The 23,356-nt window shown below is 71.0% G+C and carries 25 protein-coding genes; 19 read left to right on the top strand and 6 right to left on the bottom strand.

Annotated elements, in window-relative coordinates:
• Window positions 1-38 precede the first annotated feature (38 nt).
• From SALPAC2_RS0112620 to glmM, 6 genes are all read left to right on the top strand, one after another.
• Window positions 39-296: a DUF6364 family protein gene (locus SALPAC2_RS0112620; RefSeq protein WP_018217018.1), complete on the top strand. Its 258-nt coding sequence runs from the start codon at window positions 39-41 to the stop codon at window positions 294-296.
• Window positions 274-579 carry a type II toxin-antitoxin system PemK/MazF family toxin gene (locus tag SALPAC2_RS0112615; RefSeq protein WP_018217017.1) on the top strand — a complete coding sequence of 102 codons (306 nt, stop codon included), beginning with the start codon at window positions 274-276 and terminating at the stop codon, window positions 577-579. Before SALPAC2_RS0112620 ends, SALPAC2_RS0112615 begins: the two co-directional genes overlap by 23 nt.
• A 201-nt stretch (window positions 580-780) precedes the next feature.
• The gene (locus tag SALPAC2_RS0112610) at window positions 781-2,148 is read left to right on the top strand and encodes a NarK family nitrate/nitrite MFS transporter (RefSeq protein WP_018217016.1); all 1,368 of its coding nucleotides are present in this window, start codon (window positions 781-783) and stop codon (window positions 2,146-2,148) included.
• Between the two features lie 241 nt (window positions 2,149-2,389).
• Window positions 2,390-2,833: a 50S ribosomal protein L13 gene (gene rplM, locus SALPAC2_RS0112605; protein WP_018217015.1), complete on the top strand. Its 444-nt coding sequence runs from the start codon at window positions 2,390-2,392 to the stop codon at window positions 2,831-2,833.
• 20 nt (window positions 2,834-2,853) lie between these two features.
• The gene (gene rpsI, locus SALPAC2_RS0112600) at window positions 2,854-3,318 is read left to right on the top strand and encodes a 30S ribosomal protein S9 (protein ID WP_018217014.1); all 465 of its coding nucleotides are present in this window, start codon (window positions 2,854-2,856) and stop codon (window positions 3,316-3,318) included.
• Window positions 3,319-3,432: 114 nt separating this feature from the next.
• A complete protein-coding gene (gene glmM, locus SALPAC2_RS0112595) occupies window positions 3,433-4,788 on the top strand; it encodes a phosphoglucosamine mutase (protein ID WP_018217013.1) in 1,356 nt (451 codons plus the stop codon).
• A 42-nt stretch (window positions 4,789-4,830) separates the two neighbouring features.
• Here glmM and SALPAC2_RS0112590 read toward each other — a convergent pair whose 3' ends face one another.
• Window positions 4,831-6,018, bottom strand: coding sequence for a pyridoxal phosphate-dependent aminotransferase (locus SALPAC2_RS0112590; protein WP_018217012.1), 1,188 nt, complete (start codon window positions 6,016-6,018; stop codon window positions 4,831-4,833).
• Between the two features lie 162 nt (window positions 6,019-6,180).
• On the opposite strand from SALPAC2_RS0112590, the gene glmS reads away from it, so the two are divergent.
• From glmS to SALPAC2_RS0112535, 11 genes are all read left to right on the top strand, one after another.
• Window positions 6,181-8,094 (top strand): glutamine--fructose-6-phosphate transaminase (isomerizing), encoded by a 1,914-nt coding sequence (gene glmS, locus SALPAC2_RS0112585; protein ID WP_018217011.1) that lies wholly within the window; start codon window positions 6,181-6,183, stop codon window positions 8,092-8,094.
• A gap of 127 nt (window positions 8,095-8,221) precedes the next feature.
• Complete coding sequence (locus tag SALPAC2_RS0112580) at window positions 8,222-8,590, top strand: holo-ACP synthase (RefSeq protein ID WP_018217010.1); 369 nt, start codon at window positions 8,222-8,224, stop codon at window positions 8,588-8,590.
• A 45-nt stretch (window positions 8,591-8,635) separates the two neighbouring features.
• A complete protein-coding gene (locus SALPAC2_RS0112575; RefSeq protein WP_026184684.1) occupies window positions 8,636-10,141 on the top strand; it encodes an NAD(P)H-hydrate dehydratase in 1,506 nt (501 codons plus the stop codon).
• A 21-nt stretch (window positions 10,142-10,162) separates the two neighbouring features.
• Entirely contained in the window at window positions 10,163-11,281 is a 1,119-nt protein-coding gene (alr, locus tag SALPAC2_RS0112570; RefSeq protein WP_018217008.1) for an alanine racemase, read from the top strand.
• Entirely contained in the window at window positions 11,278-12,372 is a 1,095-nt protein-coding gene (locus tag SALPAC2_RS0112565) for an alpha/beta fold hydrolase (RefSeq protein WP_018217007.1), read from the top strand. The genes alr and SALPAC2_RS0112565 overlap by 4 nt, the downstream gene beginning before the upstream one ends.
• Entirely contained in the window at window positions 12,369-12,878 is a 510-nt protein-coding gene (tsaE, locus tag SALPAC2_RS0112560) for a tRNA (adenosine(37)-N6)-threonylcarbamoyltransferase complex ATPase subunit type 1 TsaE (protein ID WP_018217006.1), read from the top strand. Before SALPAC2_RS0112565 ends, tsaE begins: the two co-directional genes overlap by 4 nt.
• Window positions 12,879-13,030: 152 nt before the next feature.
• Entirely contained in the window at window positions 13,031-13,732 is a 702-nt protein-coding gene (gene ung / locus SALPAC2_RS0112555; RefSeq protein WP_018217005.1) for a uracil-DNA glycosylase, read from the top strand.
• A gap of 55 nt (window positions 13,733-13,787) precedes the next feature.
• Entirely contained in the window at window positions 13,788-14,465 is a 678-nt protein-coding gene (gene tsaB / locus SALPAC2_RS0112550; protein ID WP_018217004.1) for a tRNA (adenosine(37)-N6)-threonylcarbamoyltransferase complex dimerization subunit type 1 TsaB, read from the top strand.
• Window positions 14,462-14,965, top strand: a complete 504-nt coding sequence (rimI, locus tag SALPAC2_RS0112545; protein ID WP_018217003.1) for a ribosomal protein S18-alanine N-acetyltransferase — start codon at window positions 14,462-14,464, stop codon at window positions 14,963-14,965. Before tsaB ends, rimI begins: the two co-directional genes overlap by 4 nt.
• Window positions 14,958-16,016 (top strand): tRNA (adenosine(37)-N6)-threonylcarbamoyltransferase complex transferase subunit TsaD, encoded by a 1,059-nt coding sequence (gene tsaD, locus SALPAC2_RS0112540; RefSeq protein ID WP_018217002.1) that lies wholly within the window; start codon window positions 14,958-14,960, stop codon window positions 16,014-16,016. Before rimI ends, tsaD begins: the two co-directional genes overlap by 8 nt.
• 2 nt (window positions 16,017-16,018) lie before the next feature.
• Window positions 16,019-16,273, top strand: a complete 255-nt coding sequence (locus tag SALPAC2_RS0112535) for a hypothetical protein (RefSeq protein ID WP_018217001.1) — start codon at window positions 16,019-16,021, stop codon at window positions 16,271-16,273.
• 34 nt (window positions 16,274-16,307) lie between these two features.
• Here the strand turns inward: SALPAC2_RS0112535 and SALPAC2_RS0112530 are convergent, their stop codons facing one another.
• The 5 genes from SALPAC2_RS0112530 to SALPAC2_RS0112510 form a co-directional block, all read right to left on the bottom strand.
• Window positions 16,308-17,489, bottom strand: coding sequence for an ROK family protein (locus SALPAC2_RS0112530; protein WP_018217000.1), 1,182 nt, complete (start codon window positions 17,487-17,489; stop codon window positions 16,308-16,310).
• Window positions 17,490-17,537: 48 nt separating this feature from the next.
• Entirely contained in the window at window positions 17,538-18,800 is a 1,263-nt protein-coding gene (locus tag SALPAC2_RS0112525; RefSeq protein ID WP_018216999.1) for a sugar ABC transporter permease, read from the bottom strand.
• Window positions 18,797-19,612 (bottom strand): ATP-binding cassette domain-containing protein, encoded by an 816-nt coding sequence (locus SALPAC2_RS0112520; RefSeq protein ID WP_018216998.1) that lies wholly within the window; start codon window positions 19,610-19,612, stop codon window positions 18,797-18,799. The genes SALPAC2_RS0112525 and SALPAC2_RS0112520 overlap by 4 nt, the downstream gene beginning before the upstream one ends.
• A gap of 105 nt (window positions 19,613-19,717) precedes the next feature.
• Window positions 19,718-20,800 carry a sugar ABC transporter substrate-binding protein gene (locus SALPAC2_RS0112515; RefSeq protein WP_018216997.1) on the bottom strand — a complete coding sequence of 361 codons (1,083 nt, stop codon included), beginning with the start codon at window positions 20,798-20,800 and terminating at the stop codon, window positions 19,718-19,720.
• A gap of 199 nt (window positions 20,801-20,999) precedes the next feature.
• Window positions 21,000-21,590, bottom strand: a complete 591-nt coding sequence (locus tag SALPAC2_RS0112510) for a TetR/AcrR family transcriptional regulator (protein WP_018216996.1) — start codon at window positions 21,588-21,590, stop codon at window positions 21,000-21,002.
• Between the two features lie 85 nt (window positions 21,591-21,675).
• On the opposite strand from SALPAC2_RS0112510, the gene SALPAC2_RS0112505 reads away from it, so the two are divergent.
• Together SALPAC2_RS0112505 and SALPAC2_RS0112500 are read left to right on the top strand one after the other, a co-directional pair.
• Complete coding sequence (locus SALPAC2_RS0112505; protein WP_018216995.1) at window positions 21,676-22,587, top strand: ABC transporter ATP-binding protein; 912 nt, start codon at window positions 21,676-21,678, stop codon at window positions 22,585-22,587.
• On the top strand, window positions 22,568-23,305 hold the full coding sequence (locus tag SALPAC2_RS0112500) for an ABC transporter permease (RefSeq protein ID WP_018216994.1): 738 nt from the start codon (window positions 22,568-22,570) through the stop codon (window positions 23,303-23,305). Before SALPAC2_RS0112505 ends, SALPAC2_RS0112500 begins: the two co-directional genes overlap by 20 nt.
• The last annotated feature ends 51 nt before the right edge of the window (window positions 23,306-23,356 follow it).

Here is a 23,356-nt window from a genome sequence, read left to right as displayed (position 1 = left end):
GGCTGATTGATGGTCGTACCCCTGGGTAGGCTGCCGGCATGACTGCCAAGGTGACCCTGTCGCTCGCCGACGAGACGATCGAGCAGGCCCGGTGGTTCGCCCGCCGCGAGGGGCTCTCCCTGTCCGCCTGGATGGACCAGGCCGCTCGGGAGAAGGCGCTGCGGGCGGTCTTCTCCGCCCACGCCGACGCGGTCAGCCGTGCCGGTCTCGACTGGGAAACCCCCGCGCTCGCTGACGCCCACGAGGTGGGGCTGGTCACCGACCTGCTCCGCGGTGGCCGTCCGCGTGCTGCATAGGGGCGAGGTCTGGCGGATCTCGGGGGCCCGGGAGCGGCTGGGGCTGGTCGTGAGCTCCGACGTCTACAACTCCACCGCGGTGCCGATCGTGATCGTGGCGGAGGTGGTGGAGACGGCGCTGCTGCGGGACTCCCCCCTCGCGGTGTCGATGGGCGAGCGGGTGGTGATGCCGGACCGGCTCTCCTCGCCGATGAAGCAGTGGTTCTCCGAGTGCGTGGACGTAGCCGACCACGAGGTCATGCATCGGGTTGGCCGGGCGCTGCGCATCCTGCAACAGCTCTGAGTCACCCGCCGGTAGCCCTGCTGACCGGGAGCGCTCCTCACCGGCCGGTGTCCGGCTCGGTGCGCGCACCGTTGCCTCCTCGAATCCGGCGACGAACGCTGCGGTAACGCCGGCTTCCTAGGTTCCAGCCGGGCCCGCTCGACACCGACCAACCGGTGCGGCCGGCGGGCTAGGACGGCCCCCGGCCGGAAGGAGCGCCTGATGACGACGAGCGTGCCCGCGACGACCACCGCGGAGGAGGTCGACTTGCACCGCGGCCGGGGCCGCTGGATCGGCCACTGGGATCCGGAGGACGAGCACTTCTGGCGGACCGCCGGCCGGGCTGTCGCCCGGCGCAACCTCATCTATTCGATCTTCGCCGAGCACATCGGGTTCTCCGTCTGGCTGCTCTGGAGCATCGTGGTGGTTCGGTTGGACGACGTCGGCTGGACGCTCACCACCAGTCAGGCGCTCTGGCTGACCGCCGTGCCCAGCGGCGTCGGCGCGTTGTTGCGACTGCCGTACACCTTCGCGGTGCCGGTCTTCGGTGGGCGGAACTGGACCGTGATCTCCGCCCTGCTGCTGATCATTCCGGCCGCCGGGCTGGCCTGGGCGGTGGAGCACCCGGAGATTGGCTTCGTGCCGCTGCTGCTGATCGCGGCCACGGCCGGGTTCGGCGGCGGGAACTTCGCCTCCAGCATGGCGAACATCTCGTTCTTCTACCCGGAGCGGGAGAAGGGGTGGGCGCTTGGGCTGAATGCGGCGGGCGGCAACATCGGGGTCGCCGTCGTGCAGTTCCTGGTGCCGCAGGTGATCGTGCTCGGCGGTGGCCTAGCGCTGGCCCGGGCCGGCCTGATGTACCTCCCGCTCGCGGTGATCGCGGCGGTCTGTGCCTACCTGTTCATGGACAACCTGGTCGAGGCCAAGGCGGACGTAGGGCCGGTCTGGTCTTCACTGCGGGACCGGAACACCTGGATCATGTCGCTGCTGTACGTCGGCACATTCGGCTCCTTCATCGGCTACTCGGCGGCCTTCCCGACGCTGCTCAACGGGGTCTTCGGCCGGCCCGACATCGCGTTGTCCTGGGCGTTCCTCGGTGCGGCGGTGGGCTCACTCTGCCGGCCCTTCGGTGGTCGTCTCGCCGACGCCGTCGGTGGCGCCCGGATCACCGTGGCCAGCTTCGTGCTGATGACCGGCGGTGCGTACCTGGCGCTGTGGTCGGTACAGGAGCGGTGGCTGGAGCTCTTCTTCCTGGCCTTCATGCTGTTGTTCGTGGCCACCGGGGTTGGCAACGGATCGACGTACCGGATGATCTCTCGGATTTTCCAGGTGCGGGGGGAGGAGCTCGGCGGTTCTCCGGAGATCATGCGTGCCATGCGCCGGCAGGCGGCCGGGGCGCTCGGGATCATCTCCGCGGTCGGCGCCTTCGGCGGTTTCCTGGTCCCGATCTGCTACGCATGGGCAAAGTCGGCGTACGGCAGCATCCAGCCCGCGCTGTGGTTCTATGTCGGCTTCTTCTTGCTGTTGACCGTGCTGACGTGGGCGGTGTACCTGCGCCCGGGGGCCCGGCTGGCCTCGGCTCGGGTGTGATTTCGATCATCGGCGACCGGCGCCGTGAGTGCGAAGCCCGGCGGCCCCGGCCCGGCCCGCCGGGCCGACCGGACCCCGTTTTGCCGGCTGGCCCGGCGTTGGGTATCGTTACCTGCTGTTGTGCGACATCTAGGGGCGTGCCGTCTGAGGTGCGCTTGGTCGTTCGTGCGCGCTGGCTCGGCCGAAAGTCATGGTCACCCGGTGCGCAGGCCCCAGACCGACGACGAGACAAGGTAAACCTGTGCGTACGTACAGCCCGAAGCCGGGTGAGATCGAGCGTCAGTGGCACGTTATCGACGCCTCTGATGTCGTGCTGGGCCGCTTGGCCACCCATGCCGCCACGCTGCTGCGCGGCAAGCACAAGCCGACTTTCGCGCCGCACGTCGACACGGGCGACTTTGTCGTCATCGTGAACGCCGGCAAGGTCGCGCTGACCGGTAACAAGCGGCAGCAGAAAATCGCCTACCGGCACTCCGGTTACCCCGGTGGTCTCAAGCAGGTCGGCTACGACGAGCTGCTGACCAAGCGCCCCGAGCGGGCCGTTGAGCTGGCCGTGAAGGGCATGCTCCCGCACAACAAGCTGGGCCGGAAGCTGATCAAGAAGCTGAAGGTCTACGCCGGTGCCGAGCACCCGCACGGCGCGCAGCAGCCAGTGCCGTTCGAGATCAAGCAGATCGCGCAGTGAGCGCGGGCGAAGGAAGCAGCATGACCGACATCATCGCCACCGAGGTCGCCCCCGAGGCCGCCGAGGCGCTGGCGCCCGTCGTCCGCGCGCCCCTTGGTGACCGGCCGATCCAGACCGTGGGTCGCCGCAAGGAGGCCATCGTCCGGGTCCGGATCGTCCCGGGCACCGGCAAGATCACCTGCAACGGCCGCGACCTTGAGGCGTACTTCCCGAGCAAGGTGCACCAGCAGCTGATCAAGGACCCGCTGGTCACCACCGAGAAGGCGGAGCAGTTCGACGTCATCGCGAACCTGCGGGGCGGCGGCACCACCGGTCAGGCCGGTGCGCTTCGGCTGGCCATCGCCCGCGCGCTGATCGCCAGCGAGCCGGACGACCGTCCGGCGCTCAAGAAGGCCGGCTTCCTGACCCGGGACGCGCGGGTCAAGGAGAGCAAGAAGTACGGCCTCAAGAAGGCCCGTAAGGCTCCTCAGTACTCGAAGCGCTGACGATCAGCTGCTCGTTGTACTTCTGACGGACGGCCGGGCCGCCTCCTGCGAACGGAGGTGGCCCGGCCGTTTCCGTTTTTCACCATCGGCAGTCGCATCGGAGGTTTGACGGGAATGGGTCGGTTGTTCGGCACGGACGGGGTACGGGGACGGGCGAACGCGGATCTCACGCCCGAGTTGGGGCTCGCGGTAGCGGTTGCCGCCGCGCACACCCTCGCCGAGGCGGATCGGAGCCACCCCCCGCTGGCCGTTGTCGGCCGGGACACCCGGGCCAGCGGCGAGATGCTGGAAGCCGCGGTGGTGGCCGGGCTGACCAGTGCCGGCGCGAACGTCGTACGGGTCGGCGTCCTGCCGACCCCGGCAGTGGCGTTCCTCACCGCGGAGGCCAAGGCCGATATCGGGGTGATGCTCTCCGCCTCGCACAATCCCATGCCGGACAACGGCATCAAGCTCTTCGCCGCCGGTGGGCACAAGCTACCGGACGAGATCGAGATGAAGATCGAGACGGCGGTCGAGACGAACGCGACGACCGCCTGGGAGCGCCCGGTCGGTGCGGAGGTCGGCCGGGTCCACGACCTGCTCGACGGCGCCGACCACTACGTGCAGCACCTGGTCGGCACCGTGCCACACCGGCTGGACGGGATAAAGGTCGTGGTGGACTGTGCCAACGGCGCCGCCGCCGAGGTGGCACCGGCGGCGTACCGGGAGGCCGGCGCCGAGGTGGTCGCGATCCACGCGGAGCCCGACGGCCTCAACATCAACGACGAGTGCGGCTCCAACCACGTGGCGGCGCTCCGGCAGGCCGTCGTCGAGCACGGCGCGCACCTGGGCATCGCCCATGACGGCGACGCCGACCGTTGCGTGGCGGTCAGCGCCGACGGTGACGAGGTGGACGGCGACCAGGTGATGGCGATCCTCGCACTGGCGATGCGGGAGGCCGGCACGCTCACCGACGACACCCTGGTCGCGACCGTGATGAGTAACCTCGGCCTGCGGATTGCCATGTCGCGGGAGGGGATTCGGCTGGTCGAGACGAAGGTCGGTGACCGGTACGTGTTGGCGGAGCTGCGCGCCTCCGGCCTGGCGCTCGGTGGCGAGCAGAGCGGGCATATCGTGATGCCCGCCCACGCGACCACCGGCGACGGCGTGCTGACCGGCCTGCACCTGATGTCCCGGATGGCGGGGACCGGTAAGTCCCTGGCCGAGCTGGCAGCCGTGGTTACTCCGCTGCCTCAGGTTCTGATCAACGTGCCGGTCGGTGACCGTACGGTGGGTGCGGCGGCTCCGACCGTGCGGGCCGAGGTCGCGCGGGCCGAGGCCGAGTTGGGCGAAGCCGGCCGGGTCCTGTTGCGTCCCTCGGGCACCGAGCCACTGGTCCGGGTGATGGTGGAGGCCGGCACCGAGACGACGGCGCAGGCGGTGGCCGAGCGGATCGCCGAGCAGGTCCGCACCGCCAGCCCGGTCAGCTGACGTGGTGCATCCCCGTCGGCGATGGTTGCCGGCGGGGCACGCTCACCAGGCCAGCCGCCGCAGCCGGGTGACGGCCTCGGCCAGGACCTCCGGGCGTTTGCAGAAGGCGAACCGGACCAGCTGCCGACCGGTCTCCGGGTCGTCGTAGAAGACCTGGGTCGGGACCGCGGCCACGCCGCAGCGTTCCGGCAGCGCGCGACAGAACTCCACTCCGTCTCGGGCGCCGAGCGGTGTCACGTCGGCGGTGACGAAGTAGGTGCCCTCGGGTGGTCCGACCCCGAATCCGGCGTCGGCGAGGCCGGTGACGAGTTGGTCCCGGCGGGCCTGCATCCCCGCCCGGAACTCGGTGAAGTAGCTGTCGGCCAGGCCCAACGCCACCGCGACCGCGGGTTGCAACGGCGCGGCGTTGACGAAGGTGAGGAACTGCTTGACCCGCAGGACCGCCGACACCAGTGACGCCGGCCCACTCGCCCAGCCGACTTTCCAGCCGGTACAGGAGAAGGTCTTGCCGGCCGAGGAGATCCGCAGCGTTCGCGTCCACATGCCGGGCAACGTGGCGATGGGCATATGGCGGGCGGCGGCATCGGTGAAGGCGAGGTGTTCGTAGACCTCGTCGGTGACCGCGTACGCGTCGTATTCGTGGCACAGCTCGGCCACCAGGGCCAGCTCGGTGGGGGTGAAGACCTTGCCGGTGGGGTTGTGCGGGGAGTTGAGCAGCACCAGCCGGGTACGGGGCCCGAACGCGGCGCGCAGCTCGGCCGGGTCGACCGCGTACCGCCCGCCTGCTTCGGGGCGTAACGTCACGGGGCGTCGGCGAGCGCCGGCGAGCGCGATCGAGGCGGCGTACGAGTCGTAGTAGGGCTCGAAGCAGACCACCTCGTCGCCGGGTTCGCAGAGGCCCAGGATCGCCGCCGCGATCGCCTCGGTGGCGCCCGCGGTCACCACGATCTCGCCGTCGGGGTCGTACTCCAGGCCCCAGAATCGTTGCTGGTGTGCGGCGACGGCGGTGCGGAGTGCGGGGATGCCGGGCCCGGGCGGGTACTGGTTCTGTCCGCCGCGCAGCGCCTCCGCGGCGGCCGCCAACATCTCCGGCGGGCCGTCAGTGTCCGGAAAGCCCTGCCCGAGATTGACCGCCCCGGTACGGCCGGCGAGGGCGGACATCTCGGCGAAGATCGTCGTCCCGAAGGGGCGCATTCGGGCTACCAGGGAATCGACGTGGGTGGTCGTCACGTCTGTCAGCCTACGGACTGTCCGTGCCGGTTCAACCCGCCGCGGTCGCCGATCGTCCTTCGTGACGCTCGGTAGCGGCTCGCACCATTCAGTCAAGGGGGATGCGTGTTTACCCTTCTTTCGAGCACACCGGATGAGTGAAACTGGGTTAGGCTGCCACCCATGTGTGGAATCGTGGGTTACGCCGGTGCGCGTCCGGCGCTCGGCATTGTGCTCGATGGGCTGCGACGGCTGGAGTACCGCGGCTACGACTCGGCCGGCGTCGCCATCATCTGCGCGGACGAGCTGCTGGCGGAGAAGAAGGCCGGCAAGCTGGCCAACCTGGAGAAGGTTCTCGCTGAGCGGTCCGCGCGGGATCCGGAGGCCTGCGCCGCGTCCCCGATCGGGATTGGGGACGGGGTCACCGGGATCGGCCACACCCGGTGGGCCACCCACGGCGGCCCCACCGACCGCAACGCCCACCCGCACCTCTCGCCGGACGGACGGGTTGCGGTGATCCACAACGGCATCATCGAGAACTTCGCGAAGCTGCGCGCCGAGCTGGAGGCCGACGGGGTCCAGTTCGGCAGCGACACCGACACCGAGTGCACCGCCCACCTGCTCGCCGGGGCCCTCGCCGACCTGCGGTCCGCCGGGCATCCGGAGGGGCCGCAGCTGCTCGCCGCCGGCATGCGGGTCGTCTGTCAGCGCCTGGAGGGCGCCTTCACCCTGCTCGCCGTGGACGCCGGCGTTCCGGGCGCGGTGGTCGGCGCGCGGCGTAACTCACCCCTGGTCGTCGGCCGGGGCGACGGCGAGAACTACCTGGCGAGCGACGTCGCGGCGTTCATCGAGCACACCCGCGAAGCGATCGAGCTGGGTCAGGATCAGATCGTCCTGATCACCGCCGACAGCATCGAGATCACCGACTTCGCCGGCCAGCCCGCCACCGGCAGGGACTTCCACATCGACTGGGACTCCTCCGCCGCGGAGAAGGGCGGTTACGACTGGTTCATGCTCAAGGAGATCGCGGAGCAGCCGCAGGCCGTCGCCGACACGCTGCTGGGCCGGCTCACCGAGACCGGCGAGATCATGCTCGACGAGGTTCGCCTCAGCGACCAGGACCTGCGCGACGTGGACAAGATCTTCATCGTCGCCTGCGGCACCTCGTACCACGCCGGAATGGTCGCCAAGTACGCGATCGAGCACTGGACCAGGATCCCCTGCGAGGTGGAGCTGGCCAGCGAGTTCCGTTACCGCGACCCGGTGCTCGACCGATCCACTCTCATCGTGGTGATCTCGCAGTCCGGCGAGACGATGGACACCCTGATGGCGCTGCGGCACGCCAAGGAGCAGAAGGCGCGCGTCCTGGCAATCTGCAACACCAACGGCTCCACCATTCCCCGCGAGTCCGACGCGGTCCTCTACACCCACGGTGGGCCGGAGATCGCAGTCGCCTCGACCAAGGCGTTCCTGACCCAGCTCGTCGCCTGCTACCTGATCGGCCTGCACCTGGCCCAGGTGCGCGGGATCAAGTTCGCCGACGAGGTCGCCGCGGTGGTGACCCAGCTCCAGGACATTCCGGGCAAGCTGCGCGAGCTGCTGGGGCGGATCGAGCCGGTACGCGAGCTGGCCCGGGAGCTGAAGTCCGAGTCGACGGTGCTCTTCATCGGTCGGCACGTCGGCTACCCGGTAGCCCTGGAGGGCGCACTGAAGCTCAAGGAACTGGCGTACATGCACGCCGAGGGCTTCGCCGCGGGCGAGTTGAAGCACGGCCCGATCTCGCTCATCGACGAGGGCACCCCGGTGATCTGCGTCGTACCGTCGCCGATCGGCCGCGGCATGCTGCACGACAAGATCGTCTCCAATATCCAGGAGGTGCGGGCCCGGGGCGCCCGGACGATTGTGATCGCCGAGGAGGGGGACGAGTCTGTCGTCCGGTACGCCGACCACCTGATCTACGTACCGCGTACGCCGACCCTGCTCGCACCGTTGGTGACCACCGTGTCGTTGCAGGTATTCGCCGCGGAGATCGCCGCTGCCCGGGGCCACGACGTCGACCAGCCCCGCAACCTGGCGAAGTCCGTCACCGTCGAGTGAGTACCGAGGGGCGCCGGGAACGCGATGGGCCCGCCGGCCGACGGGCCCACGCACTCCGGCCCGGTGGGGCATCCAGAGTGGCGGCAACGGCAGCATGCGCGGGACACCGCGCCGGTAGGGTGGGCGCATGATCGTCGGGGTCGGCATCGACGTGGTTCTGGTGGAGCGGTTCGCGCGTGCGCTGACCCGGACGCCGCTGCTCGCCGACCGGCTCTTCACCGAAGCCGAGCGGTACACCAGTTCTGGTAACGCCCGTTCGCCCGAGTCGCTCGCCGCCCGCTTCGCGGCGAAGGAGGCGGTGGCCAAGGCGCTCGGTGCACCGAGCGGGCTGAGCTGGCACGACTGCGAGATCGTGCCGGATCCGGACGGCCGGCCGTGGTTGACCGTCTCCGGCACGGTCGCGGCGGCGGCCCTCGAGCGGGGGGCCAACCGGTGGCACCTGTCGCTGTCGCACGACGGGGGCATCGCGTCGGCCATGGTGGTCGCGGAACGCTGAGCGGTGGCGTGCCCGGCGTCGGGTCGGGCACGGGGACGGAGTGGGATGAGACCGGTGTGGCGGGTGGCGGACGTACGCGCCGCCGAGGCGGGGCTGCGGGCGACGCTCCCGCCCGGGACCCTGATGCAGCGGGCCGCCGCGGGGCTCGCCCGCCGCTGTGCGCTGCTCCTCGCCGACCGGGGTGGTGTCTACGGCGCCCCGGTGCTGCTGCTGGTCGGCTCGGGCGACAACGGCGGCGACACGCTCTTCGCCGGCGCCCGGCTGGCCCGGCGCGGGGCGGCGGTGTCGGCGCTGTTACTGACTCCGGACCGGGCGCACGCCGAGGCGTTGGCGGCGCTGCGAGCCGCTGGTGGCCGGCTGGTTGACCGCCCACCGGCCCGGGTGGACCTGGTGCTCGACGGCATCGTCGGGATCGGTGGCAGCGGTGGGCTCCGGGCGCCCGCGGCGCAGCTCGCGGCGGGCCTCGCGCAGTGTCGTGGGCGGGCCGGTGGCCGGGCGACAGTGGTCGCGGTGGACGTGCCGAGTGGGGTGTCGGTCGACACCGGGCAGGTGCCGCTGACCGCGGCCGGTCAGCCGGCGGCGATCCACGCCGACGTCACGGTGACCTTCGGCGCCTTGAAGCCCGCGCTGGTGGTGGGCGCGGCGGCGCCGCTGGCCGGCCAGGTGGAGTTGGTCGACATCGGGCTGGAGCCCTGGCTGCGTGGCACCGCGGCGCTGCAGGTCACCGAGGGGGCGGATGTGACCGACTGGTGGCCCAGACCCGGACCGGCGGCAGAGAAGTACAGCCGGGGCGTGGTCGGTCTCGCCACCGGCTCGGCCGGGTACCCCGGCGCCGCGGTGCTCTCGGTGGCCGGTGCGTTGGCCGGCCCGACCGGCCTGGTCCGCTACGCCGGCAGCGCCCGGACGGAGGTGTTGCGCCAACACCCGTCGGTGATCGCTACCGACCGGGTCGCCGAGGCCGGTCGGGTGCAGGCGTGGGTGTGCGGTTCCGGGCTGGGTACCGGTGACGAGGCGGCGGGTGAGCTGCGGGCGGTGCTCGCGGCACCGGTGCCGGCGGTGCTCGACGCGGACGCGTTGACCCTGCTCGCTACGGGTTCCCTCGCCGACCAACTCCGGCGGCGGGACGCCCCGGTCGTGGTCACCCCGCATGATCGGGAGTTCGCCCGGATCGCCGGCGAGGCTCCCGGCGACGACCGGGTCGCTGCCGCGTTGCACCTGGCTGCCCGGATGAACGCCGTGGTGTTACTCAAGGGCGACCGGACGGTGATCGGCACGCCCGACGGCCGGGCCTATGTCAACCAGACCGGGACCGCGGCCCTCGCCACCGGCGGTACCGGCGACGTGCTGGCCGGGCTGCTCGGCTCGTTGCTGGCCGCGGGTCTCGCGCCGGAGCGGGCCGCCGCCGCGGCGGCGTACCTGCACGGGCTCGCCGGCCGGGAGGCGGCGCAGGGCGGCCCGGTGGCCTCGCCCGATGTCGCCGTCGCCCTGCGCCCGGTGCTGGCCGGGCTCGGGTGGATCGGTGGATCGACCTGGGCCGGGCCCAATTCCTGATCAACTCAGTAGGCTGGGGGCATGTGGCAGGCCGAGGTACGCGTCGACCTTGACGCGATCCGTGAGAACGTGAGTTGGTTGCGCTCCGGTAGCGCCGCCGAGTTGATGGCGGTGGTCAAGGGGGACGGGTACGGCCACGGCATGGTCCCGGCCGCCCACGCCGCGCTGGATGGTGGTGCCGACTGGCTCGGTGTCTGCACCCTCGACGAGGCGCTCACCCTACGCCGGGCCGGGATCACCGTGCCGATCCTGGCCTGGCTACTCGCGCCGGGCCTGCCGTTGCACCAAGGGGTGCAGGCCGGTATTGATCTCGGCGCGGCCAGCGTGCCGCAGCTCGACGAGATGGTCGAGGCGGGCCGGGTGGCCGGGCGTCCCGCCCGACTGCACCTCAAGATTGACACTGGGCTGTCCCGTGGCGGCGCGACCGTCTCGCAGTGGCCGGAGCTGCTCGATGCCGCGGCGAAGGCGCAGGCTGACGGCGCGGTCGAGGTGGTGGGGGTGTGGAGCCACTTCGTGTACGCCGAAGCGCCCGGACACCCGACCACCGACCGGCAGCTCGCCGTCTTCCACGAGGGGTTGAGCATGGTGGAGCGGGCGGGGCTGCGCCCGCGCTACCGTCACCTGGCCAACTCGGCGGCCACGCTGACTCGGCCGGACGCCCACTTCGACCTGGTCCGTCCCGGGCTGGCCGTCTACGGGCTCTCGCCGGTCGCCGGAGAGCGATTCGGCCTGCGACCGGCGATGACCGCGCGGGCCCGCGTGATGCTCACCAAGCGGGTCTCGGCGGGGACCGGGGTCTCCTACGGCCACACGTACACCACCGAACGGGCGAGCAACCTCGCCGTGATTCCACTCGGGTACGCCGACGGTGTCCCCCGGGCCGCGTCCAATTGCGGCCCAGTGCAGCTCGGTGGCGTTCGGCGGACCATCTCCGGCCGGGTCTGCATGGACCAGTTCGTGCTCGACTGCGGCGACGATCCGGTCGCGCCGGGAGACGTGGCCACTCTCTTCGGCACCGGACAGAACGGGGAGCCCACCGCCGACGACTGGGCCGAGGCGGTCGGCACGATCAACTACGAGATCGTCACCCGCTTCGGCAGCACCCGGGTGCCCCGCTGCTACGACGGCGAGCGCCCATGACGGCGTCCCGGTTCCGGGTTCCGTTGCCCCGGGCCAGCCACCCCCGGGCCGCGATCGGCGCGTTGGCCGCCGTCGGTGTCGCGGCCGCCGGTCTCGTCGCCGGCGTCGCGACCGAACGCGCCCTGGTCCGTCGGCTGAAGGCCGACCCCACCGACCGGTACGCCGGCGAGGACTTCGGCGAGCGGCGGTTCGACGAGGCGCTGCGGGTGGAGATGCCGGATGGCACCGACATCCACGTGGAGGTGGTCGAGCCGACCCGACCGGTCGCCGGGAACCCCACCATCGTGCTGGTACACGGGTTCTGCCTGGACCAGGGGACCTTCCACTTCCAGCGCAAGCTGCTCGCCGCCCGGGGCGAGCACCGGATCGTGGCGTACGACCAGCCGGGGCACGGGCGCTCCGGCCAGCTTGAATCCGGCGAGTACGACCTGACCGCACTCGGTCGGACGCTGCGCGCGGTGCTCGACCGGACCGCGCCGGAGGGCCCGCTGGTACTGGTCGGCCACTCGATGGGTGGCATGACCATCATGGCGTTCGCGGAACTCTTCCCGGAGCTGTTCGGGAACCGGGTGGTGGGCACCGTGCTGCTGGCCACCTCCGGCGGGCTGCTCGCCGAGACCAAGCTGGTCGCCCCGGCACTGCTGGGGCGGGTCGGTCCGCCGGTGCTGCACCTGATGAGCAACGCCGCCCGCTACGGGAGCCCGGTGATCGACCGAGCGCGTCGGTCCACCTCCAACGTGGCCTGGCTGCTCACCCGCCGGTATGGCTTCGGCACCGGTCACCCCAGCCCGGCTCTGGTCTCCTACGTCGAGGAGATGAACTCCCGGACCTCCGCCGACACCGTCACCCGCTACCTCCGAACGCTCGCCACCCACTCCCGGTTTCCGGCTTTGGCGGCGCTCGGCAGCGCGCCGGTGCTGGTGCTGGTGGGGGAGAAAGACATGATCACGCCGGTGGCGCACTCGGAGGAGATCGTCCGCCGGCTGCCGCACGCCGAGTTCGTCAAGATTCCCGACAGTGGGCATGTGGTGATGTTGGAGCACGCCGACGAGGTGAACGCGGCGTTGACCCGGTTCCTGGAGGAGCTGTGAACCCCGGACGGCCGATCCGATTCACCCTGCCGACCGTCGCCGACACGCACGCCTTCGGCCGCCGGCTGGCCGGCCTCCTCCGGGCGGGGGACCTGCTGCTGCTGACGGGTCCCCTCGGTGCCGGTAAGACGGCCCTCGCCCAGGGCATCGGTGCTGGTCTGGGGGTGGCCGGGGCGGTCACCTCCCCCACCTTCGTGATCGCGCGGGTACACCAACCCGATCCGGTTCGGGGCGGCTCGGTGCCCCTCGTGCACGCCGACGCGTACCGCCTGGGTGCTGCGAGCGACCCCCGTGCCGAGCTTGACGACCTGGACCTGGACGCGTCGGTGGACGAGGCGGTGACCGTGGTCGAGTGGGGCGAGGGGCTCGCCGAGCAGCTCGTCGCGGAGCACCTGTGGGTTCGGATCGACCGCCGGGACGACGACACCCGGTTGGTCGACCTGGAACCGGTCGGTGGCGACTGGAGTGCCCGATTGACCGGCACCCCCGGATTCATCGACAGCTGACCCAGACGACCGGTCCCGTACGGGAGGTGGGCCGTCCTGGTCGGGGTTGACCTGGCGATCCGGAGGCCGCGGCCGGTGGCGCGGGGAGGCGGCCGGTGCTGTCGGAGCGGGCGACTAGAGTGCGCGGGACGCCCCGACCGGAAAGGCCGCCGATGCCCGACGACGCACCCACCCTGGATCTGCTGGCCCTGCTGCCGTCGGGGTGGCGGTCCGCGCTCGCCCCGCAGCTCGACCCGGCCCGCACCGCGGAGCTTGCCGGTTTCGTCGCGCAGGAGTACGCCACCCAGACCGTCTTTCCGCCCGTGGCGGACCTCTTCTCGGCCTACCGGCTCTGCCCGCCGGCGGAGACCCGGGTGGTGATCCTCGGCCAGGATCCCTATCACCGGGCCGGTCAGGCGCACGGGCTGAGCTTCAGCGTCCGCCCGGGGGTGGCGACGCCGCCCTCCCTGCGCAACGTCTTCAAGGAGCTGGGCGCCGATCTGGGTGTGCCGCGGCCGGCCGGTGGAAATCTGGGCGGCTGGGCCGCGCAGGGTGTGCTGCTGCTCAACTCGGTGCTGACGGTCCGCGAGGCCAGCCCCGGCTCCCACGCCAACCGTGGCTGGGAGGAGTTCACCAACGCGACGATTCGGGCGTTGAACGCGGTGGAGCACCGGGTGGTCTTCCTGCTCTGGGGCGGTTATGCCCGGAAGAAGGCGGCGTTGGTGACAAACCCGAGCCACGTGGTGCTGGAGGCGGGACACCCCAGCCCGATGAACCCGCGGGGGTTCCTGGGCAGCCGTCCGTTCAGCGCGGCCAACAAGGCGCTCGCCGACGCCGGTCTGCCGACGATCGACTGGGAACGCGCCGCCGCCTGATCGCTCGGCCGGGGTGGGGCCGGGCCCGGTAGCCGGGCGGCTAGGCTGGTTCACCGTGCTCGTACTGGTGGTGGACAGCTCGACTCCCGCGGTGATCGCCGCGCTGGTGCAGGTCACGGCGGCCGGCGTCGAGGTGCGGGCGCAGCGCTGCGCCGTCGATGCCCGAGCCCACGGTGAGCTGCTCGCCCCACAGGTTGACGCGGTCCTAGCCGAAGTCGGTGTGCGTCCCTCCGCTCTCGGCGCGATCGTCGCCGGCCTCGGGCCGGGCCCGTTCACCGGGCTGCGGGTGGGGCTGGTCACCGCCGCCACGATGGGGCAGGCGCTCGGCGTGCCGACCTACGGGGTCTGTTCGCTGGACGCCGTCGGCTTCCCGGCGGCCGCCGGTGAGCCGGTCTTGGCGGCGATCGATGCGCGCCGCCGGGAAATCTACTGGGCGGTGTACGACGGGGCCGGCCAACGGATCGTCGGCCCCGAGGTCTCCGCTCCGTCGGTCGCCGCCGCCCGCGCCCGTGACCTGGCGGTTGTCGCCGCGGTCGGCGACGGCGCGCACCGGTACGCGGCGACGTTGGAGTTGCCGGTCGGCGACGAGCCCCGCTACCCGATGCCGGTGGCCCTGGCGCAGCTCGCGGCGGAGCGGATCGCCGCCGGTGCCCCCGGTGAGCCGCTCACCCCGCTCTACCTGCGCCGCCCGGACGCGGTCGTGGCGGCGGGCCGCAAGTCGGTCCTGCCGTGAGTGGGGGAGCGGACCGGGGCGGCGAACCAGCTGGCGGGGGGAGTGGCCTCCAGCTGGAGCGGTTCCGCTGGTGGCACATCGCCGAGGTGTTGCCGATCGAGGCGGACCTCTTCGGTGTCGAGCAGTGGTCGGCCGCGATGTTCTGGAACGAACTCGCCAACGGGCACCACTACCTGGTGGCGACCGAGGGGGGAGCAGTGCTCGGCTACGCGGGGCTCACCGCTGTCGCTGGCGAGGAGGCGTGGGTGCAGAACATCGCCGTCTGCCGGTCCGCGCAGCGGCGGGGGGTCGGGCGGCTGCTGTTGCGCGCGTTGTTGGCCGAGGCGGCACGACTGCGGGTGCAGGGCACGCTGCTGGAGGTGGCCGCGGACAACGCCCCGGCGCAGAAGCTTTACGCGGCGCACGGCTTCGAGGCGATCGGGGTGCGGCGCGGGTACTACCAGCCGAGCAACACCGACGCGTTGGTCATGCGCCGGGACGAGGAGTTGACCGATGGCTGACGAACCCCTGGTCCTGGGGATCGAGACGTCCTGCGACGAGACCGGGGTCGGTGTTGTCCGGGGCCACACCCTGCTCGCCGACGCGTTGGCCAGCAGCGTCGAGGAGCACGCCCGGTTCGGCGGCGTGGTGCCGGAGGTGGCCAGCCGGGCACACCTGGAGGCGATCGTCCCGACGATGAACCGGGCGCTGACGGAGGCGGGGGTGACGCTCGCCGACGTCGACGCCATCGCGGTAACCTCCGGCCCCGGTTTGGCCGGGGCGCTGCTGGTCGGGGTCGCCGCGGCCAAGGGGTACGCGGTCGCCGCCGACAAGCCGGTGTACGGCGTGAACCACCTGGCCGCGCACGTCGCCGTGGACACCCTGGAACACGGGCCGCTGCCCGAGCCGGCGATCGCCCTGCTGGTCTCGGGCGGGCACTCGTCGCTGCTGCTCGTTGACGACCTGGCCCAGGGGGTCACCCCGCTCGGCGCCACGATCGACGACGCGGCCGGCGAGGCGTTCGACAAGGTCGCCCGCCTCCTCGGGCTGCCCTTCCCCGGCGGCCCGTACATCGATCGCGAGGCCCACGCCGGTGACCCGGCGGCCATCGCGTTCCCCCGCGGGCTGACCGCGGCCAAGGACCTGGCAGCGCACCGCTACGACTTCTCCTTCTCCGGGTTGAAGACCGCGGTGGCGCGTTGGGTGGAGCGTCGGCAGCGGGCCGGCGAACCCATCCCGGTCGCCGATGTCGCCGCCTCCTTCCAGGAGGCGGTTTGCGACGTGCTGATCGGGAAGGCACTGGATGCCTGCCGGTCCAGCGGGGTGCAGACCCTGGTGATCGGGGGCGGAGTGGCGGCCAACTCGCGGCTGCGGGCGATGGCCGAGCAGCGCGCGGCGAAGTACGACATTCGGGTGCGAACGCCCCGCCCGAAGTTGTGTACGGACAACGGCGCGATGGTCGCCGCGCTCGGCTCACACCTGGTCGCCGCCGGTGTCGCGCCGAGCCGCCTGGACCTGCCCGCCGATTCGGCGATGCCACTGACGACAGTCAGTGTTACCGGGGAGGAGTAGACATGATCGTGCGGATGTGGGAGGTACGGGCCGAGCCGTACGGGATGGCCGACCTGATCACCTGGGTGTGCGAGACCGCCCTGCCGGAGTTCGAACACGACCCGTTGCACGTGTCGAGCGAGGTCTTCTCCTCCACCGATCACCGGGTCGTGGTGATCTCGAAGTGGCGGGGCAACCCCCGTCCGCTGCCCGAGGCGCCGGTGACCCTGGTCGCGCGTCCCCCGTACTCCTGGGACTTCACGCCGGTCGATCGCTGATCCCCACGCCGATCAGTCCACCCGGGGACCGGGTTCAGCTGACGTCGAGCGGGTCGGCGAGGAGCCGTTCGAAGGCGAGCTCGGCCGCGCCGATCAGGGCGGCGTCGTCGCCGAGTTCGGGGGTTCGCAGCCGGACGTGTTCCACACAGGCGGGCAGGGCGCTGGCGTTGAGTCGGCTGCGCACCTGGGCGGCGGCGGCCAGGTAGAGGTCCCGCATGGCACCGCCGAAGATGACCAACTCCGGGTTGAAAATGTTGACGAGGTTGGCCACGCCGAAGCCGAGCCAGTCGCCGGCGTTGCGGACCGCGGTCTGGGCTCGGGCGTCGCCCCGGTCGGCGGCCTCGAAGACGGCCAGCACCGCGTCCCGGCCCTGGATGTCGGAGCGGCCGGCGGCCTGCAGCAGCCCGTGCTCGCCGATCTCCGTCTCCCAGCAGCCGCGTGACCCACACTCGCAGCGGGTGCCGTCCCGCCGGACCACCATGTGTCCGACCTCGCCGCCGTAGCCGCCGTGTCCGGTCAGCCGACGCCCACCGGCGATGATGCCGGCGCCGACGCCGACATCGCCGTACAGATAGATCAGGTTGTCGCAGCCGGTGGCGGCGCCGCGGGTGTGTTCGGCGAAGGCCGCCATGTCGGCGACGTTGCCGACGACGACTGGAACGTCCGGCCCCAGCTCGGCACCGATTGCCGTACCGATCGGCTCGTCCACCCAGCCCAGCGTGGGGCCGAGCCGGACCAGTCCGTCGTCCCGACGGACCAGGCCGCAGACGGCGACGCCCGCGCCGACACAGATCGCGTCGGCGGGCACGGACTGTTGCATCTCCCGCGCCGCCCGGGCTAGCAACGGCGCGGCCTCGGCGGCGGTGATGCCGCGCGGACGCGCCAGTTCCCGCCGGTCGAGCACCCCGCCGCCGAGCCCGATCCGCGCGGCCCGCAGCCGGTCCACCTCGATGCTGTACGCGTACGCGTGCACCCGGGCCGACTCGGGCCGGACGACCAGCGACGGTCGTCCGGCCCGGCCGGTTTCCTTCGGCGCCCCCTCGCTCACCAGGCCGGCCGCGGCGAGGTCGGTGGTGAGTGCGCCGATGGTGCTGCGGTTCAGCCCCAGCGTGGTGGTCAGCTCGGCCCGGGACGTCGCCCCGTGCATGTGGACGTACCGCAGCAGCGCTCCGAGGTTCTGCCGACGGATCTCGTCCTGGCTCGGTCCTGCGCGCATCGCGGCGTACTGCTCCTCAGTGCGGTGGCGGGCGGCGTCGGGGCCCGGTCAGCGGCCGCCGCTGGCGGCGGCCCGGCGCCGGGACAGCGCGTCCACACTGGCGGCGAGGAGTAGGACCACCCCGGTTACCACGTACTTGACCCCCGAGCTGTAGCCCATCAGACCCATCCCATTGTCGATCACGGCCACGACCGCACCGCCGAGCACCGCGTCGAGGACCCGACCCTTGCCACCGAAGAGGCTGGTGCCACCGATTACCGCTGCGCCGACGGCGTAGAGCAGTACGTTACTGCCACCGGTGTTCGGGTCGACCGAGTTGGCCCGGCTGGCGGCGACAATGCCGCCGATCGCGGCCATCGCGGAGCAGATCACGAAGACGGAGATGCGGATCCGGTCGACGTTGATGCCGGCTCGGCGGGCTGCTTCCTTGTTGCCGCCGACCGCATAGATGTGCCGGCCGTAGCTGGTGCGCCGCAGTACGAAGGTCCCGGCGATCAGCAGTACCGCGATCAGCGGCACCACGATCGGTACGCCCTTGAGTGAATTGATCAGGACGTTGAAGCTGCGTTCCTGGTTGAGGAGGTAGACCGTCGTGCCGAGTACGGCGGCCAGCCCGACGACCCGGGCGAGGACCACGGTGCGCGGGTCGGTGACCAGGCCCCGGGCCGCACGGTTGCGGTACCGCATCGTCTGGACAGCGGCGTAGCCGGCGACGGCGAGCCCGGCCAGGGCCCAGCCGAGAGCCGGTGGCAGGTTGCGGTTCGCGATCGCCACCAGCACCGGGTCGCGGACCGAGATGTTCCTGCCCTCCTCCATCAGCAGCAGCACGATGCCCTGGAAGGCGAGGAAGCCGGCGAGGGTGACCACGAAGGACGGAATGCCGATCTTCGCGACCAGCATGCCGAGCACGCTGCCGATCAACACTCCGGTGAGCACAGCGGCGAGCACCGCGACGTACCACGGGTAGCCGAGGACGGTGACCACGTTGGCCAGCACCGCGGCACAGACTCCGCTGGCGAAGCCGGCGGAGAGATCGATCTCGCCGAGCAGCAGGACGAAGACCAGCCCCATGGCGATCAGCGTGACCGCTGCCCCCTGGGTGAACAGGTTGGCGAAGTTGGCGGTGGTGAGGAAGGACGGCCGCATGATCGCGAAGACGGTGCAGAGCACGATCAGGCCGAGGACGGCGGGTAGGGCACCGATCTCCCCGCCGCGCACCCGGCTGAGGTAGCCGCGCACGTGGCTGGTGAGGGTGGGCACGGCGGCGGGGGTGGCCACGGATTCCTGGTCGGGGAGGGCGGTGCTGGTCATCGGGCGGCTCCCGGGGCGGCGGCGGGCTCCCCGCCGGTGTCGTTCGATCCGTTGCCCGCGTTGAGCCCGAGCGCACCGGAGCGGCCGGCGGTGATCAGCTCAACGATCTGGGCGTGGGTGATGTCGGTGGTCTTCACCTGGGCGACCATCTGGCCCAGGTAGAGCGCGGCGATCCGGTCGGAGACGGCGAAGACATCGTTCATGTTGTGGGAGATGAGTACGACCGCGAGGCCGTTGTCGGCCAGCCGGCGAACCAACTCGAGCACCTGTGCGGTCTGCGCGACCCCGAGCGCGGCGGTCGGCTCGTCCAGGATGACGACCTTGCTGTTCCAGAGCACCGCCTTGGCGATCGCCACGGTCTGCCGTTGGCCTCCGGAGAGGCTGGAAACCTGCTGGCGAAGCGACTTGACGGTGCGGACGGAGAGCCCGGCGAGGGTGTCCGCCGCCATCTGCTCCATGGTCGGCTCGTCGAGCACGAGGCCGTGCCGCTTCTCCCGGCCGAGGAACATGTTCTGCACGATGTCGAGGTTGTCGCAGAGCGCGAGGTCCTGGTAGACGACCTCGATGCCGAGTGCGGCGGCGTCGCGGGGGTTGTGGATGCTCACCGGGTGGCCGTTGAAGAGGAACTCACCGGCGTCGGTCGGGTAGATGCCGCTGATGCACTTGACCAGGGTGGACTTACCGGCGCCGTTGTCGCCGACCAGCGCGGTCACCTGTCCGGGATAGGCGGAGAGAGCGACATCACGCAGGACCTGGACGGGACCGAAGCTTTTGTCGATCCCGCGCAGCTCCAGCAGGGGGGTCGCGGACACGGGGGACTCCTTAACGCACGTGAGGGGAGATCGTCGTACCACCGGATGCGGCGACACGTCGCCCGGCACGGGGTGGCCCGTGCCGGGCGACGGCCACGGCGGAGGTCAGCTGATGCCGGCGCTCGCGCAGAGTTCGGCGTACGCGTCGGTGCAGACCTCGTCCTTGGTTACGAAGCCGTCGGCGATGACGTCCTTGACGTTCTCCTTGTAGATCGCCTGGGGGGTGAGCAGTACGGCGGGTACGTCCCGGCCGCTCTCCGGGTCCGTGACGGTCTGGCCGGTCTCCTTCCGCTCTCCCTTGGCCAGCGAGATGGCCAGTTCGGCGGCGGCCTGGGCCTCCTGCTTGATCGCCTTGTAGACGGTCATGCACTGGTCACCGGCGAGGATGTTCTGTAGGCCCTGCGGGGTGGCGTCCTGACCCGTGACCGGGACCTTGCCGTTGAGCTTGTTCTTTTTCAGCACCGAGATGGCGGCGTTGCCGATCCCATCGTTCGCCGCGAGCACTCCGTCGATCTTGCCGCCGGATTCGGTGAGCTGCTGCTCGAAGATGGTGGCGGCCTGCGCGTTGTCCCAGTCCGGTACGGAGTCGTCCGCGACCTGCTGGTACTCGCCGGCGTCGAACTTGGGCTTGAGGACCGAGTCGTAGCCGTTCTTGAACAGGGTGGCGTTGTTGTCGGTCGGCGCGCCGTTCAGGTACACGATCGACGGGTTCTGCACGCCGCCGTCGGTGAGGCACTTGATCAGGCCTTCGCCCTGGAGCTTGCCGACGGCCTCGTTGTCGAAGCTGACGTAGTACTCCGCCGAGCCACCGAGGGTCAGGCGGTCGTAGTCGATGGTGGCGACTCCCTGCGACTTGGCCTTGTCGAGGACGGCCTTGCCGGTGCCGGAGTCCAGGTTGACGATCATCAGGGCGGTGACCCCCTGGGTGATCATTTGGTCGGCGATGGTCTGGAACTGGGTCTTGTCGCCCTGCGCGTTCTGGATGTCGGCCTCGACGCCGGCCTCCTTGAAGGCCTCCTCCAGAAACTTGCGGTCCGCGCCCTCCCAGCGGGCGGAGGACTTGCTGTCCGGGAGGATCACGCCGACCTTGGGGGTCTTGCCGGCCGACTCCTCGTTGTCGCCACAGGCCGCCATGCTGCCGGTGGCCAGGAGGCCGACGGTGGCAGCGGCGAGGAAACCCTTGCGCATCTGCAGGGTCCTTTCCAGGTGGGGGATTGGGGGATGGTTTGTTGTGCCCGGCAACGTATTCCGCGATCCCTGGACGACACAAGAGTGGCGAGGTCATGAGTTTGTTGCCGGCAGTAACAATTCGGCAACGTCGTGGTCTCTGGGCTGTGACGGGGCCCGGTCTGCCGTGTCCTTGCCCGGTGTGGTCACCGGGGTGGGGTCACTTCGGGTGTTCGCGCCCCAGAATCGCCTCGACGCCGGCGGTGTAGACCTCGGCCGGTACCGCCTCGGGGTCCAGTAGGCGTTGGAGGCCGACACCGATGTCGAGCGCCAGGAGCAGGGTGGCCAGCTGGTCGACGGGGAGGGGGAGGTCGGCGCCGGTCAGGGTGGCGGCGTCCTGGGCGTTGGCTTCGCGGGCGGTCCGGAGCCACTGGGCCAGGAGTGCTCGGGTGGGTTCGTTACGCATGCCGTGGAGCCAGAACTCGATGAGCGCCAGTGCGAAGCGGCGCGTCTCAGCGCGATCCGCGTTGGACTCAAAGCTGTCGCCGAGGCGGGCCGCCCAGGTGGCCAGGGACTGGATCGGGAGCGGTTCTTCGTGGCTGCCGACCTTGCGCTCCAGGATCGCCGCGATGAGGTCGTTCTTGCTGCTGAAGTTCGCGTAGATGGCGCCCTTGGTGAGGCCGACGGAGGCGGCGATCTCATCCAGTGAGGTCTGGTGAATGCCGCGGTCGCCGAATCGGGCCTCCGCGGCGTCCAGTAGGCGGGCCCGAGTGAGTTCCTGTCGCTGCGCCCGGGTGAGTCGTTCCGCCATGGGTACCGAACCTACCCCATTGACATACGCTCCGGTACTTGCATACCGTTCGGTATCCAGATACTAGTCGGTATTCGGAGTTCTCATGCTGTACATCGACAACCTGACCAAGGTCTATCGCCGTGGAGTGCGCGCCAACGACAGCATCAGCCTGGCGGTGGCCGGCGGCGAACTCCTCGGCCTGCTCGGACACAACGGCGCCGGCAAGACCACCCTGCTGAACCAGGTCGTCGGCCTGGCTCGACCGACCGGCGGCACGATCACCCTGCTCGGCCGCGACCCGGTCGCCGAACCCGCCTGGGCGCGCTCGGTCTGCTCGTTCCAGCCGCAGGCCCACGCCCCACTCACCGGTGTCACCGTCCGCCAGGCGATCGAGAGCATCGGCCGAATCCGCGGTGGTCACCGCCGGGCGGTGCGACGCCGGACAACCGAACTGCTCGCCGCCCTGGACATTGAGCAGTGGGCGGACCAGCCCGGCGAACGCCTCTCCGGCGGGGTGCGGCGGCTCACCGCGTTCTGCATGGCGGTCGTCCAGCCGGGCCGGCTGGTCATGTTGGACGAACCCACCAACGACGTGGACCCGGCCCGCCGGCGCCTGCTCTGGGCGCAGGTTCGGGAACTGGCCGCGGCGGGGCACGGGGTCGTCCTGGTCACCCACAACATCGCCGAGGCCGAACGGGTGATCGACACGGTGGTGATCCTCGACCGCGGCCGGGTCACCGCCACCGGCCCGCCGGCCGCGCTGGCCCCGGACCGACAGCTGCGCCTGGAGGTGAGCGGGACCGCCGCACCGACGGTGCCGGCCTGGGCGCTGCGCACCAGACGGGCGGGCGACCGGCTCACCATCACCCTCGCCGCGGAGCACGCGCAGCTCGCGGTGGCCTGGGCGGCGTCGGTGACCAGCCACTTCTCGCTCAACCCCGTCGGCCTCGAAGAGTTCTACCTCACCCTGACCGCGAACCCGGAGGCAAATGTCGATGCGACACTGGTTCCGTAGCTACCTGCTCCTGCTGCGCTGGTCGGCGATCCGGCTGCGCTACCTGCTCTCGCTGGTGCTGGTCGTCCAGATCTTCCTCTCGGTGGGGATCGTCCTCGGGTTCGCCTTCCTGCTGCCGCAGATCGACCCGGCCACCGCGCGCTACCTCGCCACCGGGGCGCCGACCCTGGGTCTGATCACGATCGGCATGGTGATGGCACCGCAACTGGTCGCCACCGCGAAGACCGAGGGCACCTTCACCTACCACCAGACACTGCCCGTACCGCGGACCGCGGTGGTGCTCTCGGAGGTCACCACCTGGTTGGTCGTCGGGGCGCCGGGACTGCTCCTCGGGCTACTGGTCGCGGTACTGCGTTTCGATCTCACCCTGCGGGTGAGCTGGCTGGCCGTACCCGCCGCGGTCCTGGTCGCGCTCGCCGCGACCACCGTCGGCCTCGCGATCGCCTACGCGGCCGCGCCACCGGTGACGAACATGGTCACCCAGCTCATCGTCTTCATCGCGTTGATGTTCTCGCCGATCAACTTCCCCGCCGACCGGCTCCCGGAGTGGCTGCAGACGATCCACCAGGTGCTGCCGTTCCAGCACATGGCGCAGGTGGTCCGCGACTCCCTCACCGCCGGCCCGGCGGGCGTCCCGGCCGCGCCGTACGCGGTCCTAGCCGCGTGGTGCGCCCTCGGCTTCGCCGCCACCCTGCACATCATGACCCGACGTGACTGAGCCAGGCCGGTCGCCGGTCCACTCGCGGACAGTCCTGGGCGGGTTGGCCGC

This window comes from Salinispora vitiensis, assembly GCF_000378825.1.
GTDB lineage: Bacteria > Actinomycetota > Actinomycetes > Mycobacteriales > Micromonosporaceae > Micromonospora > Micromonospora vitiensis.
The sequence above is the reverse complement of the archived record's forward strand: the minus strand, read 5'-3'. Positions and strand labels throughout refer to the sequence as shown.

Excerpts from the sequence above, each read along its gene's own strand:
- SALPAC2_RS0112525 (WP_018216999.1), bottom strand. The coding sequence starts at position 18,800 with ATGACCAGCACCGCCCTCCCCGACCAGGAATCCGTGGCCACCCCCGCC.
- SALPAC2_RS0112535 (WP_018217001.1), top strand. The coding sequence starts at position 16,019 with ATGATCGTGCGGATGTGGGAGGTACGGGCCGAGCCGTACGGGATGGCC.
- glmS (WP_018217011.1), top strand. The coding sequence starts at position 6,181 with ATGTGTGGAATCGTGGGTTACGCCGGTGCGCGTCCGGCGCTCGGCATT.
- ung (WP_018217005.1), top strand. The coding sequence starts at position 13,031 with ATGCCCGACGACGCACCCACCCTGGATCTGCTGGCCCTGCTGCCGTCG.
- SALPAC2_RS0112575 (WP_026184684.1), top strand. The coding sequence starts at position 8,636 with ATGAGACCGGTGTGGCGGGTGGCGGACGTACGCGCCGCCGAGGCGGGG.
- SALPAC2_RS0112565 (WP_018217007.1), top strand. The coding sequence starts at position 11,278 with ATGACGGCGTCCCGGTTCCGGGTTCCGTTGCCCCGGGCCAGCCACCCC.
- SALPAC2_RS0112505 (WP_018216995.1), top strand. The coding sequence starts at position 21,676 with ATGCTGTACATCGACAACCTGACCAAGGTCTATCGCCGTGGAGTGCGC.
- SALPAC2_RS0112580 (WP_018217010.1), top strand. The coding sequence starts at position 8,222 with ATGATCGTCGGGGTCGGCATCGACGTGGTTCTGGTGGAGCGGTTCGCG.
- tsaD (WP_018217002.1), top strand. The coding sequence starts at position 14,958 with ATGGCTGACGAACCCCTGGTCCTGGGGATCGAGACGTCCTGCGACGAG.
- rpsI (WP_018217014.1), top strand. The coding sequence starts at position 2,854 with ATGACCGACATCATCGCCACCGAGGTCGCCCCCGAGGCCGCCGAGGCG.
- alr (WP_018217008.1), top strand. The coding sequence starts at position 10,163 with ATGTGGCAGGCCGAGGTACGCGTCGACCTTGACGCGATCCGTGAGAAC.
- glmM (WP_018217013.1), top strand. The coding sequence starts at position 3,433 with ATGGGTCGGTTGTTCGGCACGGACGGGGTACGGGGACGGGCGAACGCG.
- SALPAC2_RS0112620 (WP_018217018.1), top strand. The coding sequence starts at position 39 with ATGACTGCCAAGGTGACCCTGTCGCTCGCCGACGAGACGATCGAGCAG.
- SALPAC2_RS0112610 (WP_018217016.1), top strand. The coding sequence starts at position 781 with ATGACGACGAGCGTGCCCGCGACGACCACCGCGGAGGAGGTCGACTTG.
- SALPAC2_RS0112500 (WP_018216994.1), top strand. The coding sequence starts at position 22,568 with ATGCGACACTGGTTCCGTAGCTACCTGCTCCTGCTGCGCTGGTCGGCG.
- SALPAC2_RS0112515 (WP_018216997.1), bottom strand. The coding sequence starts at position 20,800 with ATGCGCAAGGGTTTCCTCGCCGCTGCCACCGTCGGCCTCCTGGCCACC.
- SALPAC2_RS0112530 (WP_018217000.1), bottom strand. The coding sequence starts at position 17,489 with ATGCGCGCAGGACCGAGCCAGGACGAGATCCGTCGGCAGAACCTCGGA.
- SALPAC2_RS0112510 (WP_018216996.1), bottom strand. The coding sequence starts at position 21,590 with ATGGCGGAACGACTCACCCGGGCGCAGCGACAGGAACTCACTCGGGCC.